The organism is Rhizobium indigoferae (genome assembly GCF_034554815.1).
Taxonomy (GTDB): domain Bacteria; phylum Pseudomonadota; class Alphaproteobacteria; order Rhizobiales; family Rhizobiaceae; genus Rhizobium; species Rhizobium leguminosarum.
Window position 1 is genome coordinate 3,730,707 of sequence record NZ_CP140635.1, and the last position, 16,203, is coordinate 3,746,909.

Annotated in this window: 17 protein-coding genes and 1 tRNA gene; 8 read left to right on the forward strand and 10 right to left on the reverse strand. The window is 60.7% G+C overall.

Annotated elements, in window-relative coordinates:
- Positions 1–112 precede the first annotated feature (112 nt).
- From cpdR1 to U5G49_RS18570, 5 genes are all read left to right on the forward strand, one after another.
- Positions 113–475 (forward strand): response regulator CpdR1, encoded by a 363-nt coding sequence (gene cpdR1, locus U5G49_RS18550; RefSeq protein ID WP_003542883.1) that lies wholly within the window; start codon positions 113–115, stop codon positions 473–475.
- Between the two features lie 84 nt (positions 476–559).
- Positions 560–634, forward strand: a tRNA-Val gene (locus tag U5G49_RS18555).
- Between the two features lie 188 nt (positions 635–822).
- On the forward strand, positions 823–1,017 hold the full coding sequence (locus U5G49_RS18560; RefSeq protein WP_018243545.1) for a hypothetical protein: 195 nt from the start codon (positions 823–825) through the stop codon (positions 1,015–1,017).
- A gap of 554 nt (positions 1,018–1,571) precedes the next feature.
- Positions 1,572–2,615 carry a porin gene (locus U5G49_RS18565; protein ID WP_018243546.1) on the forward strand — a complete coding sequence of 348 codons (1,044 nt, stop codon included), beginning with the start codon at positions 1,572–1,574 and terminating at the stop codon, positions 2,613–2,615.
- A 443-nt stretch (positions 2,616–3,058) separates the two neighbouring features.
- A complete protein-coding gene (locus U5G49_RS18570; protein WP_020572931.1) occupies positions 3,059–3,553 on the forward strand; it encodes a hypothetical protein in 495 nt (164 codons plus the stop codon).
- A 156-nt stretch (positions 3,554–3,709) separates the two neighbouring features.
- Here the strand turns inward: U5G49_RS18570 and U5G49_RS18575 are convergent, their stop codons facing one another.
- Complete coding sequence (locus U5G49_RS18575) at positions 3,710–4,435, reverse strand: hypothetical protein (protein WP_026188526.1); 726 nt, start codon at positions 4,433–4,435, stop codon at positions 3,710–3,712.
- A gap of 234 nt (positions 4,436–4,669) precedes the next feature.
- Between U5G49_RS18575 and U5G49_RS18580 the strand changes: the two genes are divergently transcribed.
- Complete coding sequence (locus tag U5G49_RS18580; RefSeq protein ID WP_018243549.1) at positions 4,670–5,182, forward strand: MgtC/SapB family protein; 513 nt, start codon at positions 4,670–4,672, stop codon at positions 5,180–5,182.
- A gap of 56 nt (positions 5,183–5,238) precedes the next feature.
- Here the strand turns inward: U5G49_RS18580 and U5G49_RS18585 are convergent, their stop codons facing one another.
- Positions 5,239–5,421: a hypothetical protein gene (locus tag U5G49_RS18585; RefSeq protein WP_018243550.1), complete on the reverse strand. Its 183-nt coding sequence runs from the start codon at positions 5,419–5,421 to the stop codon at positions 5,239–5,241.
- A gap of 59 nt (positions 5,422–5,480) precedes the next feature.
- A complete protein-coding gene (locus U5G49_RS18590) occupies positions 5,481–5,711 on the reverse strand; it encodes a hypothetical protein (RefSeq protein WP_018243551.1) in 231 nt (76 codons plus the stop codon).
- Between the two features lie 354 nt (positions 5,712–6,065).
- On the opposite strand from U5G49_RS18590, the gene U5G49_RS18595 reads away from it, so the two are divergent.
- Positions 6,066–7,157 carry a DUF475 domain-containing protein gene (locus tag U5G49_RS18595; protein ID WP_018243552.1) on the forward strand — a complete coding sequence of 364 codons (1,092 nt, stop codon included), beginning with the start codon at positions 6,066–6,068 and terminating at the stop codon, positions 7,155–7,157.
- A 94-nt stretch (positions 7,158–7,251) separates the two neighbouring features.
- Here U5G49_RS18595 and U5G49_RS18600 read toward each other — a convergent pair whose 3' ends face one another.
- From U5G49_RS18600 to U5G49_RS18630, 7 genes are all read right to left on the reverse strand, one after another.
- Positions 7,252–7,422: a hypothetical protein gene (locus tag U5G49_RS18600; protein ID WP_018243553.1), complete on the reverse strand. Its 171-nt coding sequence runs from the start codon at positions 7,420–7,422 to the stop codon at positions 7,252–7,254.
- A gap of 260 nt (positions 7,423–7,682) precedes the next feature.
- The gene (locus U5G49_RS18605) at positions 7,683–9,200 is read right to left on the reverse strand and encodes a tripartite tricarboxylate transporter permease (protein WP_018243554.1); all 1,518 of its coding nucleotides are present in this window, start codon (positions 9,198–9,200) and stop codon (positions 7,683–7,685) included.
- A gap of 88 nt (positions 9,201–9,288) precedes the next feature.
- Positions 9,289–9,780 (reverse strand): tripartite tricarboxylate transporter TctB family protein, encoded by a 492-nt coding sequence (locus tag U5G49_RS18610; RefSeq protein WP_193444299.1) that lies wholly within the window; start codon positions 9,778–9,780, stop codon positions 9,289–9,291.
- On the reverse strand, positions 9,777–10,721 hold the full coding sequence (locus U5G49_RS18615) for a Bug family tripartite tricarboxylate transporter substrate binding protein (RefSeq protein WP_018243556.1): 945 nt from the start codon (positions 10,719–10,721) through the stop codon (positions 9,777–9,779). Before U5G49_RS18615 ends, U5G49_RS18610 begins: the two co-directional genes overlap by 4 nt.
- A 382-nt stretch (positions 10,722–11,103) precedes the next feature.
- A complete protein-coding gene (locus U5G49_RS18620) occupies positions 11,104–12,150 on the reverse strand; it encodes an ABC transporter substrate-binding protein (RefSeq protein WP_018446068.1) in 1,047 nt (348 codons plus the stop codon).
- 94 nt (positions 12,151–12,244) lie between these two features.
- Complete coding sequence (locus U5G49_RS18625) at positions 12,245–12,757, reverse strand: GNAT family N-acetyltransferase (protein ID WP_193444300.1); 513 nt, start codon at positions 12,755–12,757, stop codon at positions 12,245–12,247.
- A 191-nt stretch (positions 12,758–12,948) separates the two neighbouring features.
- Positions 12,949–13,821, reverse strand: coding sequence for an ornithine carbamoyltransferase (locus U5G49_RS18630; protein ID WP_193444362.1), 873 nt, complete (start codon positions 13,819–13,821; stop codon positions 12,949–12,951).
- Between the two features lie 426 nt (positions 13,822–14,247).
- On the opposite strand from U5G49_RS18630, the gene U5G49_RS18635 reads away from it, so the two are divergent.
- A complete protein-coding gene (locus U5G49_RS18635; protein ID WP_018243560.1) occupies positions 14,248–16,116 on the forward strand; it encodes an adenylate/guanylate cyclase domain-containing protein in 1,869 nt (622 codons plus the stop codon).
- Positions 16,117–16,203 lie beyond the last annotated feature (87 nt).

Consider the following 16,203-nt stretch of genomic DNA (forward strand, 5'->3'; position numbering starts at 1 on the left):
ATGTAGGAGGGATGGCGGTCACGCACAGACAATTCACCGGTTGTTTACCGGGTAAAGACTAGTGTAAACGGCTGGCAGCCCACCAAAAACCTATGGATCGCGGTCTGGATTGATGACTCAGAAGATACTTCTCGCCGAAGACGACAACGACATGCGCCGCTTCCTGGTGAAAGCGCTCGAAAAGGCCGGCTACAAGGTCCTTTCCTATGACAATGGCGCCAGCGCCTATGACCGGCTGCGCGAGGAGCCGTTTTCCCTGCTGCTGACCGATATCGTCATGCCCGAGATGGACGGCATCGAGCTGGCGCGACGCGCCACCGAGCTCGACCCCGACCTGAAGGTGATGTTCATCACCGGTTTTGCCGCCGTGGCGCTCAACCCTGATTCGAAGGCGCCGAAGGATGCCAAGGTCCTTTCGAAGCCTTTTCACCTGCGCGATCTCGTCGATGAGGTCAACAAGATGCTTGCCGCGTAAGGCTTGCCGGGCGGCGCGTCACAAAACTGAAAAAAGCCTATTGACGGCTCCGAAGGTTTTGTGATCTATGCGCCGCCATCGGATGGGCGTGTAGCTCAGCGGGAGAGCACTACGTTGACATCGTAGGGGTCACAGGTTCAATCCCTGTCACGCCCACCATCCGATCTCCCTGACATCGTTGACAAATCCCCGCCTTGGGGATTTTCTGTTTCCTGAACCTGGCACGCGATCGAGATCCAGCACTTTGCGCAGCGAGGGCTTGTACGTGATTGGTCCGCGACCATGATCCGGGGGCCGGATTTCAATGGCTGTGGGATAGCCCCCACACGCGGGAAATAGGAGGACGTATGACGCAAAGGACGCGGACACGTAAAGCGATATCCATAATCCTCGGCCTCGCCCTGGCTGGGGCTGGCCTCCTCGGTTTCGGTTATATGCAGTTTCATGTCGTCGAACCCATTAGCATCAAGCTTTGGCTAATTCCGATCACGATCCTCGCGGCTGGGGTAGCGATCCTCTGGGACGATTTCAAAAATCCCTAGCGAGACGACTGCTCTCCCCGTTCGACGCCCGAGCGACCGGCGGCAAGCTGGTGAAAGAGGGCAAATTGAGCAGTTCCAGCAAAAGCGCGTCTTCGTTGCTTCCCGTCGAGGCGACATTCGCCAGTCACCGATCACTGCCGGTGAGAAGCTGTGGCCCGACATCGGTATGTCCTGGGGCATTGTTCGGCTTTGTCCGATTCGTGCAGATTGCAGCGATGGCGTTTTCGCATATGAGGACGTGCTCACGCGATCATCAATTGCATACCGTTGCCGAAGTTCAGCCCCTCGTTGCTCAAGCATTCGGAAGCGCGAGCTTTGTGACGGACAGATGACGGGTGTATGACAAAATGCGTGTGATTTCAGCAACATAGCAGTGACAGCCTGCTGTCACGATCGACAATGTCGTTGCAGTGCAACATCCCCTATGTAACTTCCGCGGCGAGGCAGGCACCGACCCAAAAAGGTGCCGCTTCGGTCACACGGGGTGAAGACACGTAGGGACTGCCGAGCGCAGACGGTCTTCATCCTCTTGCATCTGAACTGGAGGTTATTCCATGAACATCAAGAGCCTTCTTCTCGGCTCCGCTGCTGCACTTGCAGCAGTACCCGGCGCTCAGGCAGCTGACGCTATCGTTGCTGCCGAACCGGAACCGGTTGAATACGTTCGCGTCTGCGACGCCTACGGCACCGGCTACTTCTACATCCCGGGCACCGAAACCTGCCTCAAGATCAACGGTTACGTCCGTTTCCAGGTTGACGTGGCTCCGCACGCCAGCTCGATCGGCGCCGCCGGCGGTGGTTCTGTCGCCAACGACTCGGACTGGGATGCCCGTACGCGTGGTCAGGTTCAGTTTACGGCCAAGAGCGACACCGAATATGGTCCGCTGACCGGCGTCATCGTCATGCAGTTCAATGCTGACAACGCTTCTGCCCAGAAGGCCCAGCTGGACTCTGCTTACATCGACATCGCAGGTTTCCGCGCTGGTCTCTTTTACTCCTGGTGGGACGATGGTCTCTCCGGCGAAACGGACGATATCGGTTCTCCGGTAACGCTGCACAACTCTATCCGTTATCAGTACGAAACCGACGCCTTCTACGCTGGCATCAGCGTCGACGAGCTGGAAGACAGCCCGTTCTATGATGGCGAAACCGCTAACAACTTCGGCGTTGCAGTCGGTCTCGGGGGCAAGGCTGGAGCATTCAGCTACCAGATCACTGCTGGTTACGACACCGACAACGAAGAAGGTGCCGTCCGCGCTATGGGTACGGTTGCTGTCGGTCCGGGCACGCTCGGCCTCGCAGTCGTCTACGCGACCAACCCGAACGCCTATTACAACAAGGCTGAGTGGGCCATCGCTGCTGAATACGCAATCAAGGCGACCGACAAGCTGAAGATCACCCCGGCCGTTCAGTACTACGACAATTACGGCATCACTGCTGGCGAGTTCAACGACGACGTTAACGCCTGGAAGGCCGGCGTAACGATCGACTACCAGATCGTTGAAAACCTCTCGGCAAAGGTTTCGGTTCAGTACCTCGATCCGGACAATGCTGAAGACGTAACCTCGGGCTATTTCCGCCTGCAGCGCGCGTTCTGACAAAAGGCTGCCGGCTAGAACAGGATGTCGTCCGAAAACCGCTCATACTTTTCGGCATCATGCTCTGGACCGGCAGCTACAAATTCCTGATCTGACTGACCTCCGATCGGGAAAGAATGGGCCTGGACTTCCCTGCCTGGGCCCATTCCCCTTGACCAGAAGTGCGTCCAAGATGGCAGGCGCGCGATGAGCGCCTTGCTACGGTCGTGTCACATCGGTTCGTTGCCGATGTCCGGCAGCCTATGTCATTGCTGGACCCTGTAACCAGCAGGCTCAACCAACTTTTGACTCACCTGCCGCCGATCGCCGAGCCCGCCCGGCGGCCGACGAAATTTTTGTGCCTCTGGAATAACGGAGCCAAATTCGGACACAGAGCCATGCCATGGCGAACCGAGCATGAGGTGGTGATTCGCCTCGACAGGACATGGGGTTTTGAGATCGAAATGAAGTTATCCGCGCGTGCCGCCGCCGCAATTTTTTCCGCTGCCTTCGCCTTGCCGGCCTCTGCCGCGCCAGCCGCACCCGCCGAGACTTTTCCCGGCGCGCCTGGCGTCATCACGCTTTCCGGCAAATGCGCCAAGCTTGTTGTCGCCAAGTTCGACGCCACCAAGGGCTGCAAGAACGAGCTTGCCAGCGTCACCCTGGTCAATGGCCTGGTGACCTTCATCTTCACTTCGGATGGCAAGGCGCTCGGCTTCCAGGGCGACGGCGGCGGCATCAAGCCCGCCTCCAACGGCAATGCCCGCCTGCCGCTCAGCCTCGTCACCACGGGTGTCGGCAACAAGATGACCGGGGAGGTCAAGGTTGCCGGCTTCTGCACCTTCGGCAATCCCTATGCCGGTAAGCCGATTGCGATCGAATGCACCGCAGAAAGCAAGGATTCCTCCTTCACCGGCAGCTTCCGCACCGGCGGCAAGCTGGTGAAAAAAGGCAAATAGCCAGAGCAACTCCAGCAAAACTGCGCAGCGGTTTTGCGTCGGGAATCGCCTGAAAACAAAGCGAGAGCGTTTCCGTGCATTCGAGAATGGAAATGCTCTACAGCGCCGCGCGTCTTTTCAGACGCGCAAAGGACGCTGTAGCATTTTGAATTGCCGTCAGGCGCACCAGGCGCTACCGGCAGCCCCCGGCTTGCGTGCCAGTCCCTCATTGATCAGTTGCGCGCCGAAAGAGCGCCCGTCGCGCGAGACGACGCGCGGTGCGCCTGAGGACTCGGTCTTGCCCGCGGCATTCATCGTGAAGGGTCCAGCGTTCAGAAGTGCCAGCAGCCGTGACTTGGCGGCAAAGGCCACCCTGCGTTCGCCGTCACAGCGGGCCTGGTCGACGACAGGGCTTGCCATGTCGGCGATCACGATCTTCTCGCCCTTGTACCAGAACACGCCGCCATCGCCGACGCAATTGATATGGGCGCCCTGCCCGCAATAGCCGAAAGCGACCCTCCCGGTTTCCGAAACGGCAGGAGAGGCCGGGGACGGCACTGCTTTTATCGGCTGGATCATCGGCGTCGGGATCGCGGCCGGCGGCAGCGGCTGCGACTGTGGCACCGGCGATACGGCTTTCGGCATGGGTGCGGCAAGCGCCACCTGCTTCGGAGGCACGTCCTTCCTGACGAGGGGTTTCGGCTCCGCCGTTTCCCGCGTGATCGGCGCCGATTGCCTTGCAAGCATCGGCTGGATGCTCTTCCAATGGTCGTGAGCGACGATGCCACCGATCGCGGCAATGCCGATCACCGCCCAGGGCAGCAATCCGCCACCGCTGCTGCGCGCTTTGCTCTTTCCTCTGGCCGGCGCCTTGCGGCGGCCGCGTGTCGCTGTCTTGGCCATCTGTCCGATTCCCGTGAGGCCGGGATTATCGCTGCCCAATCCTTTCCGAAAGGTTGGCGCGGCGACAGGATGATGCCTGGTTCGGCGATCTTTTCCTCCAATGACAGGAAAGCGCCGGGGCGCACCGGCGGGGCCTGTGCGGCGCCTGAAACACACGACGAGGAAAAAGCTGAACAAATTCCGCGCTTACACGTTAGCCAGCGAAAAATTCCATCTATTCTAGGGGAAAAATCCATGGATCTCATCATCGCCGACATGATACCGGCGTCGCGCATCCACTATCCGGTCATCTTCGCCCGTCTGCTCGGCGCCATCGTCTTCGGCGCACTGATCGGCTTCGAGCGCGAGGCACGCGACCGCCCGGCAGGCTTCCGCACCCATATTCTGATCAGTCTTGCCGCGGCCCTCTTTGCCATCATCTCGATCGAGGCCGTGCACATGCCGGGTTTCGCCGATGACGAGCAGGTGCGTATCGATCCGCTGCGTGTCATCGAAGCCGTAACCGCCGGCGTCGCTTTCCTTGCCGCCGGCATGATCGTCTTTGCCAGAGGTCGGGTGCACGGGCTGACGACGGGCGCTGGCATGTGGCTCTCCGGCGCGATCGGCCTCGCCATGGGCTTCGGCTATTGGCCGATCGCCTTCTTCACGACGCTCGCCGCCATCTGTGTGCTCTTCGCTTTCGGTAAGCTCGAGCAACGATTCGGCTTTAACTCCGGACAGCGTATCGATCGGGATGACCATCAATAGAAAACAAAACGCCCGGCATCATGCCGGGCGTTCGTATCAGCGTGACTGTCTGCTGGTCATTCGGAGCGTGCGGCCGAAGGATCGTTTTTCCCAACCGATGCCGTACCGCCGATGGACGAAAGCGGCTTCTGGCGTTCGCCGATGCCGATATTGATGCGCTCGTCCGCCGCCTCGCGTACGGCCTGCCATTCACTTTCGTGCCGGATGAAGATCTCGCGGGGCACAAAGTTGATCGTCATATGTTTCTCACCCTGTTTTAAATCTACCGTCAGCGCCAAAGAGGCCTCCGGAATATCCGTTATTTCTTGGTGTCAGCATTGCCTTTAATGTCGGGACCACCCTTGGAAAGGTCTGCGCCGGTAACATGGGCGGGCACGTGAATGTCGTGATAGACGCCGGGCGTCAGGGTCAGATCGACATGATGCGGCGGCAGCACCTGCGCCTTCTGCATGCGGTTTGGCTTCGCCCGCTTCATGCGGTCGGACGCCTCCGTGCGCTTGTCGGGAACATGGGTCGAAGTGTGCATCATCGGCCTCCTTTTTTAAGCTCAACAGTGCCTAACGGACGGGCATCAGGATGGTTCCAAAAAAAATTACCCAATCTCGATATGCCTGTCGGCCTTGACTGGCCCGGGAAGCTCATTACCTAGAGCCTATCCTGCAGCCTCCCAGACATCGGCTGACGGGGGAACTTTGGTGCCGGGCCCCTCTGGCGAGAGTTTTTACGGCGCTCTCGTGATGTCGGTACCGCCTGCAGCTTAGCCGGCGGATTTTTCATCGATGAACAAGCTCACCATGCCTGACCCGCATGCCCGTTATGGCATGTCGCGTTTTTCCAATATATCACCCCTCTTCAATGCGATTTGCGGCCGCGAGGTGCGGCCATGAACCAGTCCGTGACCCATAAATCTTCGCTCAGCTATTTCCGCTGGGCTTTCATCGTTACTGCCCTCGGCCTCGTTCTCGGCGCCGTGCTCGGCTGGCAGACGACGGGCACCATCGGCGGCATGGCAACCGTCTTCTTCATCTGCACGGTGCTTGCAGTGCTGGAGATATCGCTTTCCTTCGACAATGCCATCGTCAACGCCAACAAGCTGAAGGAGATGACGCCGGTCTGGCAGAAGCGCTTCCTCACCTGGGGCATCATCATCGCCGTCTTCGGCATGCGCATCGTCTTCCCGCTGGCGATCGTCGCGATCGCGGCCCAGATCGGCCCCTGGGATGCTCTGGTGCTTGCCGCCCGCGAGCCGGCCGAATATGCCCGCATCATGAACGACGCGCATCTGCCGATCGCAGCCTTCGGCGGCACCTTCCTGATGATGGTCGGGCTCAACTACTTCTTCAATCACGAGAAGCAGGTGCACTGGATTGGCGGTCTTGAAAAGATGATGGCACGTTCCGCCACCATCAAGGGTATTGAGATCGCCTTCGTGTTGGCGCTGATGCTGGTTTTCTCCTGGCTGATCGGCGGCGAGGAAGCCACCGTCTTCGTCCATTGCGCCATCTACGGCCTGCTTACCTTCCTCGCGGTCGAGGTGGTCGGCGGGCTGCTCGATGCCTCGCAGCAGACGATGAGTGCTGCCGCCAAGGGCGGCCTCGGCGCCTTCATCTATCTGGAGGTGCTGGACGCCAGCTTCTCCTTCGATGGCGTCATCGGCGCCTTCGCGCTGACGCAGAACCTCTTCGTCATCGCCATCGGCCTTGGCATCGGCGCCATGTACGTGCGCTCGATGACGATCATGCTGGTGGAGAAGGGAACGCTTGCCGAATACCGCTATCTCGAACATGGCGCCTTCTACGCCATCCTGATCCTCTCGGTGATCATGTATGCGCAGACGATGGTGCACATCCCCGAAGTCATCACCGGCCTCGGCGGCGCGGCGCTGATCGGCCTGTCCCTCTGGTCATCCATCCGCCACAACAGGCGCGAAAAGGTCGAGGGTCACGTCGCCCGGCAGGAGGAACTTCACGCCTGACAATGCAAGCCGCTGGGCGGCACCCATAGGGATAAAAATAAAGCCCGCGACCATCCGGTTGCGGGCTAATTCATTCATGCATGGCTTGCAGGTGTTAGCGGGAGACCTGACCGAAGGAGGCTGGGTCGATACCGAGCTCCCTGAGGTCGCCGGCACGCGGGCGACGGCCTGCTTCAACGGCGGCGCTGACCGCGTTTGCAGCACCAAGGACGGCGAATGCGCGGCCAAAGAAACCCGTACGGATTGAATTGCGGAGTGCGGACATTGTCCTTTTCCTTTTGCTCTATGATTGACCACTCATAGATGGCATCGCGCACAGACCTCCACAATGCTCAGAAAATCACCTCAGCCATGCAAAAAACAGCAGGCCGGCACATGTCTCCATGGCCGGCCTCGAGGGAGGGGGTGGGTCGTCTTTTTCTTCTTAGAGCGCCGTGCGTCCTTTCGGACGCACAAAGGACGATCTCATTTTGAAATCTGCGCATCGTGCTTTCCGAAAATCGATTCCGATTTCGGGCCGATGCGCTAGTCTTCGTTTGCCGCCAGTTGCGACAGCACCTGGCCCCTGCCACGCAGCCGCAGAATCAGCGGGATGAGGAAGGCGGCGGCTGCAACGATGAGCAGACCCGCCGCGATCGGCGACATCACCAGCGTCGTCACATCGCCCTGGCTGATCGCCAGCGCCCGGCGCAGCTGCTGTTCGGCAAGCGGCCCGAGGATCAGGCCGACGACGGTAGGCGCGATCGGATAGCCGAAGAGCCGCATCACATAGCCGAGCAGGCCAAAAGTGAGCAGCATGCCGAGCTCGAACACGGATGGATTGGCGCCGATTGTCCCAAGCGTCGCAAACAGCAGGATGCCGGCATAGAGCCACGGCTTTGGAATGGTCAGCAACCGCACCCAGAGCCCGATCATCGGCAGGTTCAGCACCAAAAGCATCGCATTGGCGATGAGCAGGCTGGCGATCAGTCCCCAGACGAGCTGCGGATTGGTGGCAAACAGCAGCGGCCCCGGCTGCAAGCCGTATTGCTGGAAGCCGGCGAGCATGATCGCCGCCGTCGCCGTCGTCGGCAGGCCGAGTGTCAGAAGCGGCACCAGCGTGCCGGCGGCCGAGGCGTTGTTCGCCGCCTCGGGACCGGCCACGCCTTCGATTGCGCCATGGCCGAACTCTTCCGGGTTTTTCGCCAGCCGCTTTTCGGTCGCATAGGAGAGGAACGTGCCGATTTCGGCGCCGCCCGCCGGCATCGCGCCGATCGGGAAACCGATCAGCGTGCCGCGCAGCCAGGGCTTCCACGAACGCGCCCAGTCCTCAGCGGTCATCCAGAGCGAACCCTTGACCGCCTCGACCTTCTCCGCGATCCGGTTGCCCTGCGCGGCGATATAAAGCGTCTCGCCGATCGCAAACATCGCCACGGCAAGCGTCGTCACCTCGACACCGTCGAGCAGGTCCGGGATGCCGAAGGAAAGTCGCGCCTGCCCTGTCTGCTGGTCGATGCCGACCATGGCGAGCGCAAAGCCGATGAACAGCGAGGTCAGGCCCCGCAAGGCGGAGTCGCCGAAGGCCGAGGAGACGGTGACGAAGGCAAGCACCATCAGTGCGAAATATTCGCGCGGCCCGAAGACCAGCGCCAGCTTGACGATATAGGGAGCGATGAAGGCAAGCCCGAGCGTCGCAATCAGGCCGGCGACGAAGGAGCCGATCGCCGCCGTCGCCAGCGCCGGTCCGCCGCGCCCGGCGCGCGCCATCTTGTTGCCCTCGAGCGCGGTGACGATCGAGGCGCTTTCACCCGGCGTGTTGAGCAGGATCGAGGTCGTCGAACCGCCATACATGCCGCCGTAATAGATGCCGGCGAACATGATCAGCGAGCCGCCGGGATCGAGTTTGTAGGTGACGGGCAACAGCAGCGCCACGGTGAGTGCCGGGCCGATGCCGGGAAGCACGCCGACGGCGGTGCCGAGCGTCACGCCGACCAGCGCATAAACCAGGTTCATCGGCTGCATCGCAACCAGGATACCCTGCCATAGGAATTCGAATGTGCTCATCTTGGTGTCCCAAGCGGCGTTCCCGACCGTCCGATTTCGGGGTCAGGCGCCGCGCAAAATCAAAAGAGCTGACAGCGCGTCCGCGCGGTCAGAAGAACAGATGTTCGAGCGGGCCGGCCGGCAGCGTCAATTGCAGCAGCTGCGAGAAGATCGCCCAGACGACGAAGCTAAGGACGATGCCCAGCGGCAGCGAGATCCAGAGCTTACGCTTGCCGAAGCCGCGTGCCGTCAGCGCGAAGAGGATGCCGGTCGCGATCGAGAAGCCGGCGGCGCGCAAAAGCAGCATCTGGCCGGCAAGACCGGCGACGATCCAGATGACGGGCGCCACTTCCTGCCGGTCACGTTCGGGAAAATCGCCGCGCCAGGCTTCGAAGGCAGTCCAGATCCCGAGACAGAAGAGGCCGAACGCCACCACTTGAGGTACTGTTGCCGGACCGATGCGGTCGTATTGCGCAATCGTTTTCAGATGCAAGGCATCCCAGGCCATCACACCGGCGACGACGAAGAGGAAAACGGCAATGATGAACGCCGCCCAATCAGGGCGACGCTCGGTTGCCGAGGAGGTGTTATCCTCGCTCATTGAACAAGTCCGATATCTTTGAGAATGCCTTCAGTGGCGGAGACATCCTTCTCGAGCTGCGCCTTGAAGGCATCGCCGGAGAGATAGGTGTCGGCCCAGCCCTTGGTCTTCAGGGTTTCCTGCCAGGTTGCGGAGCTGTGCAGCTTCTCGAAATCGGCAGTGACGCTTGCCACCTGCTCGGCCGACAGGCCGGGGGCTGCGGCGACCATGCGCCAGTTCTGGATGGTGACGTCGGTGCCGGCTTCCTTCAGCGTCGGGGCATCAACGCCGTCGATACGCTTATCGCTGGATACGGCGAGAAGACGGAGCGTGCCCGACTTCACCTGCGATTCGAACTCGCTATAGCTCGACACGCCGGCCGTGACCTGGCCACCGAGAATGGCGGCGAGGGCTTCACCGCCGCCGGAGAAGGCGACATAGTTGATCTTGGTCGGATCGACGCCGGAAGCCTTGGCGATCAAGCCGACGGTGATGTGGTCGGTGCCGCCGGCAGAACCGCCACCCCAGGAAACCGCACCCGGATCCTTCTTCAGCGCCGCGACCAGATCGGCCATCGTCTTGATCTCGGACGCGGCAGGAACAACGACGGCCTCATACTCGCCGGTCAGACGGGCAATCGGCGTGACATCTTTGAGCGTCACCGGCGACTTGTTGGTGAGGATCGCGCCGACCATGACATAGCCGCCGACGATCAGCGAATTCGGGTTGCCGGCAGCCTGGCTGCTGAACTGCGCAAGGCCGATGGTGCCGCCGGCGCCGGGGACGTTCTGGACCTGCACGTTGCCGGAGATCTTCTCCTGTTGCAGCGCGGTCTGCAGCGAACGAGCCGTCTGGTCCCAGCCGCCGCCGGGAGCGGCCGGCGCGATGATGGTGTAATCGGCCGCATAGGCCGGCAGCGCGATAGTCGCGGCAAGAAGAGTTGCGATGAACGTATGCTTCACGATGTGTCCTCCGTGGCGGCTGAGCAGACCGCCTGTTGTTCTCTGGGAATCGGGAGGAATGGGCAGGCCAGCGGACGCAAGGGTCCTGAATGACGAGCGAAATACCTCCCAAGGCTTCAGCTCTCCGCCTCCACGGAGAAGAAGTAGCCAAAGCGACCACAACAAGCTGTCATTTAGCTGACATCGGCGAGATATCCAGAAGGACAGGACACTTTTTTGCCGTAATTGGCTGCGGACGGCGGTCTCATTCCGGTTCTTCGCTGCCGCATGGCCAGCACCACTGGCCGCCGCGAAGCATGGCCGTGAGCCTCATCCGACGAAAGCTACGGGCGCAGCAACCCAAAGCTCTGTAAGCAGGGCCAGCCCGCCGAAAGCTGACGCTTCACTGCATCCGCAGAACCTCGTTCCAGTGCGCGATCAGCCGCGCCCGCTTCACCTGATCGAGATAGACCATCAGCCCGGGACTGACCGGCACCGGCCGAAGTTGGGCGCCGAGCAGTTCCTGCAGCGTATTGGCGGTATTCTCCCCCGCGACCTCGGGGCTCACGGCTGGAATCTGCAGCTCGCGCGCCAGGATCGTCTGCCCTTCCCTCGACATGAAGAAGGTGAGATAGCGCCTCCCGAGCTCCGGCTCGGCGGCCGCCTGCGGCACCAGCCCGATCCGCGACATCACCACGGTATAATCCTTCGGCAGCACGATGCCGACATCGGGATACCGCGAGGCCCAGTCGGCCGCATAGGAACCGAGAATATTGTAGCCGAGCACGAAGCGCCCGTCGGCAACACGTTCGAGAATCGCCGAACTCGTTGAATAAAGCTTGACGCCGGCAGCCCCCATCGCCCCGATCACCGACCAGATGTCGCCGAACTGTTCCTGGTCGCGCGCCATGAAAAGAAAGCCGACGCCGGAGCGCTCGATATCGTAGGTACCGATCCGCCCATAGACCTCGTTGCCCTTGCGTTTCAGATAATCGACGAATTCAGCCCGCGAGCTCGGCACCGGCTCATGTGCAAAGCTCGGCTTGTGATAGACGAACACCGCCGGCTCGAAGGTGAGCGCATAGGCGGTGTTGCGCCAGTTCGCCCATTTCGGCCATGCAGCGCTCATCGGCAGGTTGCTGACCTGCGCATATCCGTCGTTGGAAAGCTTCACCTGCAGGTCCATCGCCGAGGAAAAGGCAAAATCCGCCGTCTTCTTGCCGGCATCCGTCTCCTTGACGATCCGGTCGTAGATGTCGCCAGTCAGCATGTCCTCGTATTTGACTGCGACATCGGGATTGGCCTCCAGGAAACCCCGGATCATCGGCTGCGCCAACGGCTCGTCGAGCGAGGAGTAAACCGTCAGTACCGGCGCATCGGCATTGCCGGATTTTGCCGGATAGAACACCTGATCGGCCAGGGCAAAGCCCGGCCAGAGCGCCAGCAGCAAGATGAAAACTCTCCTCATGCAGCAACAATGCCCGAGCGCGCCGGGAGGAGCAAGGGCACCGGCCAGACGGTGGCCCCGTGCCTGTTTTGCGGGATCAGAGATCGCGCTCGAAGAAGAGCAGGATCTGCTCGAGTTCCGGCGGGACGGGATAATAGGCATCCCGTTCGCGAAAGCCGAGGCGGCGATAGAGCCCCTGCGCTGCCGTCTGCAGAATGCCGGTATCGAGCCGCATCGAGAAATAACCATCGGCTTTTGCCTTTGCCATCGATGCCTCGCAGAGTGCCGCAGCGACACCGCGACCGCGTGCCGCCGCCGAGACGAAAAGCCTTTTCATCTCGGCAATGCCCGGCGCCTGCTCTTGATGCATGACGCAGCCAACAGGCTCTCCATCAAGCCGCGCCAGGAAGATTGCACCCTTCGGCCTTTCGTGAATCTGCGGCAGGCCGGCGAGCAACGCCTCGAATTTTTGCGGATTGTAATAGAGATCGACTACCGGCCGATGCTGGGGGTAGTTGTCATAGAGCCATTGCCGGAATGATCGGCAGAGATCCCGCACCGCGGCAACCTCCGTCGGGATTTCCGCGAGTTCGATCGTCAACTCTCCCATCCGCCCAACCTCCCGATCCCCGCCCTTCTATCACGAACCTGTTGCGCAGTGGAGATCGAAGGCCGGATTAGAGCAATTCCAGGAAAAGTGCGAAGCGGTTTTCCGAGGCAAAGCGCGAAGCGGTTTTGCCGGGAATTGCGTAAAAACAAAAGGCTAGAGCGGTTCTGCGCTTCCCTTAAAGCTGAACCGCTCTAGGCGGCGACCCACTCCATCAGTGCATTCTGCGCATGCAGCAGAAAGGCCTTGGCGGCGCGGCTTTGGCAGAGCGGATGCTCCATCGCTTCGGCCGTCACCTCCTGACCGCGCGTCACCGGCGGGCACGGCAGGAAGATCGCATCCTCCCGCAAACGATCGAGCACGTCGGTCCCGATCCGATAGCTGGCGAGTGCGTCCGAGGGGCCATCGCCCGATGAATCGGTGATGACGACATCGGCATCCGATAGCTCGCCCATATCGCTACTCACGCGGAAGCGCCCGTTGAACAGCGCGGCGTCACAGATGTGCCAGCGTTCGGGATAGACCTGCACCACCTCGATCGGCAATACGATCGACGCTTCGGCCCAGGAGCGGAGGATATTTGCGTCCGCCGCCACGCCAACGACCTTCAGCCCGTCGATCGAGCCGCGCCGGCTCTTGATATAGGCAAGGTCGCCGAGCGTCTCGCAGGGATGGTTGGAGCGTGTGCGCGCATTGATGACAGGCACCGGCGAGGCTGCCGCCACCGCCTTCAATGTCGCAAGCTCCTTCGTGCGGATCACCAGCATGTCGAACCAGTTGCCGAGATAACCCGAGAGATCGCCGGTTTCCTCCCTGGTATTGAAGCCGATCGGCACATGCACGCAGATACCACCCATCGCCTGGATGCCGAGATCGAAGGCGGTCGTATTGCGCCAGCCGCCGTCGTCGACAATCAGCGCGACGCGTTTTCCCGCAAGGTTCTGCGGCATCGCACGCTCATCCCAGGCTTCGGCGAGCTCGCCGGCGCGAGCGACAATCGATCGAAGCCCGGCCTTCGGAATATCATGAAACTCCAGAAATTCCGGGCCGAACCTGTCATCTAAAATCTCCGTCAGGCATGAAACGTCGCCACAATACCCTTCGCTGGCCTCACGGCAATCGCCGAAGCAACCGCGAATCACATTGCATACCGCGTTGGATACCTCGCGATTCGTCTTCCAAGCCATGCCCTGCGTCCGGCTCAAGCCTTAAATCGATCCGCGATAGGTTTAATGATGCCGATCCCGGAAGCATCGACCAAAGCAGAACACTCCCGCTTTCCCGATTAGAATCCCCTTTTCATCACAAAGGATTAGAGGCTGGCTCCATCCTTCACCCATTTAGAGTATTGATGAAGATCGACGACGTTATATGGTCGCGCTGCCGTATTAAAAACGTCGAAACCACCCGAATTTCTTATTCGGGGGACGACTCTACGCGACAAAAACTCTATAAAAAGCTAGACTAATCTGGGAAGATCCATGGGAGGGGTCATGGAACGACGACTGAGCGCTATTCTCGCTGCGGATGTCGTCGGCTACAGCCGACTGATGGGCATCGATGAATCCGGCACGTTGCAGGCGCTGAACCGCCATCGCTGCGAGCTGGTCGATATTCGTATTTCAGACTACAAGGGCCGGATCGTCAAACTCACCGGCGACGGCATTCTTGCCGAATTCCAGAGCGTGGTGAACGCGGTCGCCTGCGCCGCCGAAATCCAGCGCAGCATGGCCGCCCGCAACGAGAACGTGCCCAAGGACGAGCGCGTCGAATTCCGCATCGGCATCAATCTCGGCGACGTCGTGGTTGAGAACGGCGACATATTCGGAGATGGCGTCAATCTCGCCGCCAGGCTTGAACGTATCGCAGCGCCGGGCGGCATCGCCGTGTCGGCCTCGGTGCGCGATCAGGTCGGCTCACGCCTCAATCTCGGCTTCGAATTCATCGGCGAACATATGCTGAAGAACATCAGGCAGCCCGTTCAGGTCTATACCGTCAGCTTGGCGCCGCCCACCTCCGCCAGATTGGTGGCGCAGAACCGCAATACCTGCTTCATCGCGGTACTGCCCTTCACCAATATGAGCGGTGATGCAGATCAGGATTACTTCTCCGACGGCATTACCGAAGACATCATCACCGATCTCTCCAAGATCTCCAGCCTGCACGTCGTGCCGCGCAATACCATCTTCACCTACAAGGGCATATCGGTGAAGGTGAAGCGGCTCGCCCAGGAGCTTGGCGTGCGCTACGTGCTCGAGGGAAGCGTCCGCATCTCCGGCAATCGTGTGCGCATTTCCGGCCAGCTGATCGACACCGCCAATGGCGACCATCTCTGGGCCGAGCGTTACGACCGCGACATGACCGACATCTTCGCCATCCAGGACGAGATCACCCATGCGATCGTCGGCCAGTTGAAGGTGCGTCTGTTGCCGGAAGAGAAGAAGGCGATCGCGACGGAGCCGACCGCCAATGTCGAGGCCTACACCTATTATCTCAGGGGCCGCCAGCTCTCCCACACCTGGACCAAATCCTATCTCCAGCTCGCAAGGCGCATGTTCTGCAAGGCGGTCGAGCTCGACCCGGATTATGCTCGCGCCTATGCCGGCATTGCCGATTGCGACGCGGCGATCCGCGATTGGGCTCCTGATGACGTGCCGCTGCGGCGCATCCTCGACATGAGCGCTCGTGCCCTGGCGCTTGATCCCGACCTCCCCGAGGCCCATGCCTCGCACGGCCTGGCCCTACATCAGAGCGGTTATGATGATAGGGCGGCGGCGGCCTTCGAACGTGCCCTGGCGCTCGACCCGAACCTCTTCGAGGCGAATTTCCACTATGCCCGGTTCTTCTTCATGCGGGGTAACTTTGCTGAATCCGTTCAATATTTCACCCGCGCTGCCGAAATCCGGCCGGATGACTATGTCTCACCGATCCATCTGATGTCCGCCTACCGCTCGCTCGGCCGTATGGTGGACACGGAAAACTGGGCGAGCCTCGGCCTACTGCGCGCCGAACGCGCCCTGAACCTCAATCCGGAAAATTCCGGCCCGGCCCATCGCGGCGCGCTGGCGCTTGCCCATCTCGGCGACGCGGCGAGGGCACGCGACTGGGCTGCCCGCGCGATCGCCATCGATCCCGATGACATCGTCGCGCAGTATAATCTCGCCTGCGTCTATTCCGTCCTCGGCGATGTCGACCAGTCGATCGACCTTCTTGAGAGGCTGCTGCCGAACAGCTCCGTCTATCATATCAAATGGTTCAACAATGATTCCGACCTCGACAACATCCGCGACGATCCCCGCTTCCGGAAACTCCTCGCCGCCGCGATGACACAGCGCGAGCGGATCGAAAGAACCGGGAGCTGAAATCGAGCCTTTCCCGGCCGTTCACCGAATCTTCAAAATCGCTGTGACATCGCTCCGCCACCTCTGTAATCTCCTTTGAAAAACAGG

Excerpts from the sequence above, each read along its gene's own strand:
- cpdR1 (WP_003542883.1), top strand. The coding sequence starts at position 113 with ATGACTCAGAAGATACTTCTCGCCGAAGACGACAACGACATGCGCCGC.
- U5G49_RS18560 (WP_018243545.1), top strand. The coding sequence starts at position 823 with ATGACGCAAAGGACGCGGACACGTAAAGCGATATCCATAATCCTCGGC.
- U5G49_RS18565 (WP_018243546.1), top strand. The coding sequence starts at position 1,572 with ATGAACATCAAGAGCCTTCTTCTCGGCTCCGCTGCTGCACTTGCAGCA.
- U5G49_RS18570 (WP_020572931.1), top strand. The coding sequence starts at position 3,059 with ATGAAGTTATCCGCGCGTGCCGCCGCCGCAATTTTTTCCGCTGCCTTC.
- U5G49_RS18575 (WP_026188526.1), bottom strand. The coding sequence starts at position 4,435 with ATGGCCAAGACAGCGACACGCGGCCGCCGCAAGGCGCCGGCCAGAGGA.
- U5G49_RS18580 (WP_018243549.1), top strand. The coding sequence starts at position 4,670 with ATGGATCTCATCATCGCCGACATGATACCGGCGTCGCGCATCCACTAT.
- U5G49_RS18585 (WP_018243550.1), bottom strand. The coding sequence starts at position 5,421 with ATGACGATCAACTTTGTGCCCCGCGAGATCTTCATCCGGCACGAAAGT.
- U5G49_RS18590 (WP_018243551.1), bottom strand. The coding sequence starts at position 5,711 with ATGATGCACACTTCGACCCATGTTCCCGACAAGCGCACGGAGGCGTCC.
- U5G49_RS18595 (WP_018243552.1), top strand. The coding sequence starts at position 6,066 with ATGAACCAGTCCGTGACCCATAAATCTTCGCTCAGCTATTTCCGCTGG.
- U5G49_RS18600 (WP_018243553.1), bottom strand. The coding sequence starts at position 7,422 with ATGTCCGCACTCCGCAATTCAATCCGTACGGGTTTCTTTGGCCGCGCA.
- U5G49_RS18605 (WP_018243554.1), bottom strand. The coding sequence starts at position 9,200 with ATGAGCACATTCGAATTCCTATGGCAGGGTATCCTGGTTGCGATGCAG.
- U5G49_RS18610 (WP_193444299.1), bottom strand. The coding sequence starts at position 9,780 with ATGAGCGAGGATAACACCTCCTCGGCAACCGAGCGTCGCCCTGATTGG.
- U5G49_RS18625 (WP_193444300.1), bottom strand. The coding sequence starts at position 12,757 with ATGGGAGAGTTGACGATCGAACTCGCGGAAATCCCGACGGAGGTTGCC.
- U5G49_RS18635 (WP_018243560.1), top strand. The coding sequence starts at position 14,248 with ATGGAACGACGACTGAGCGCTATTCTCGCTGCGGATGTCGTCGGCTAC.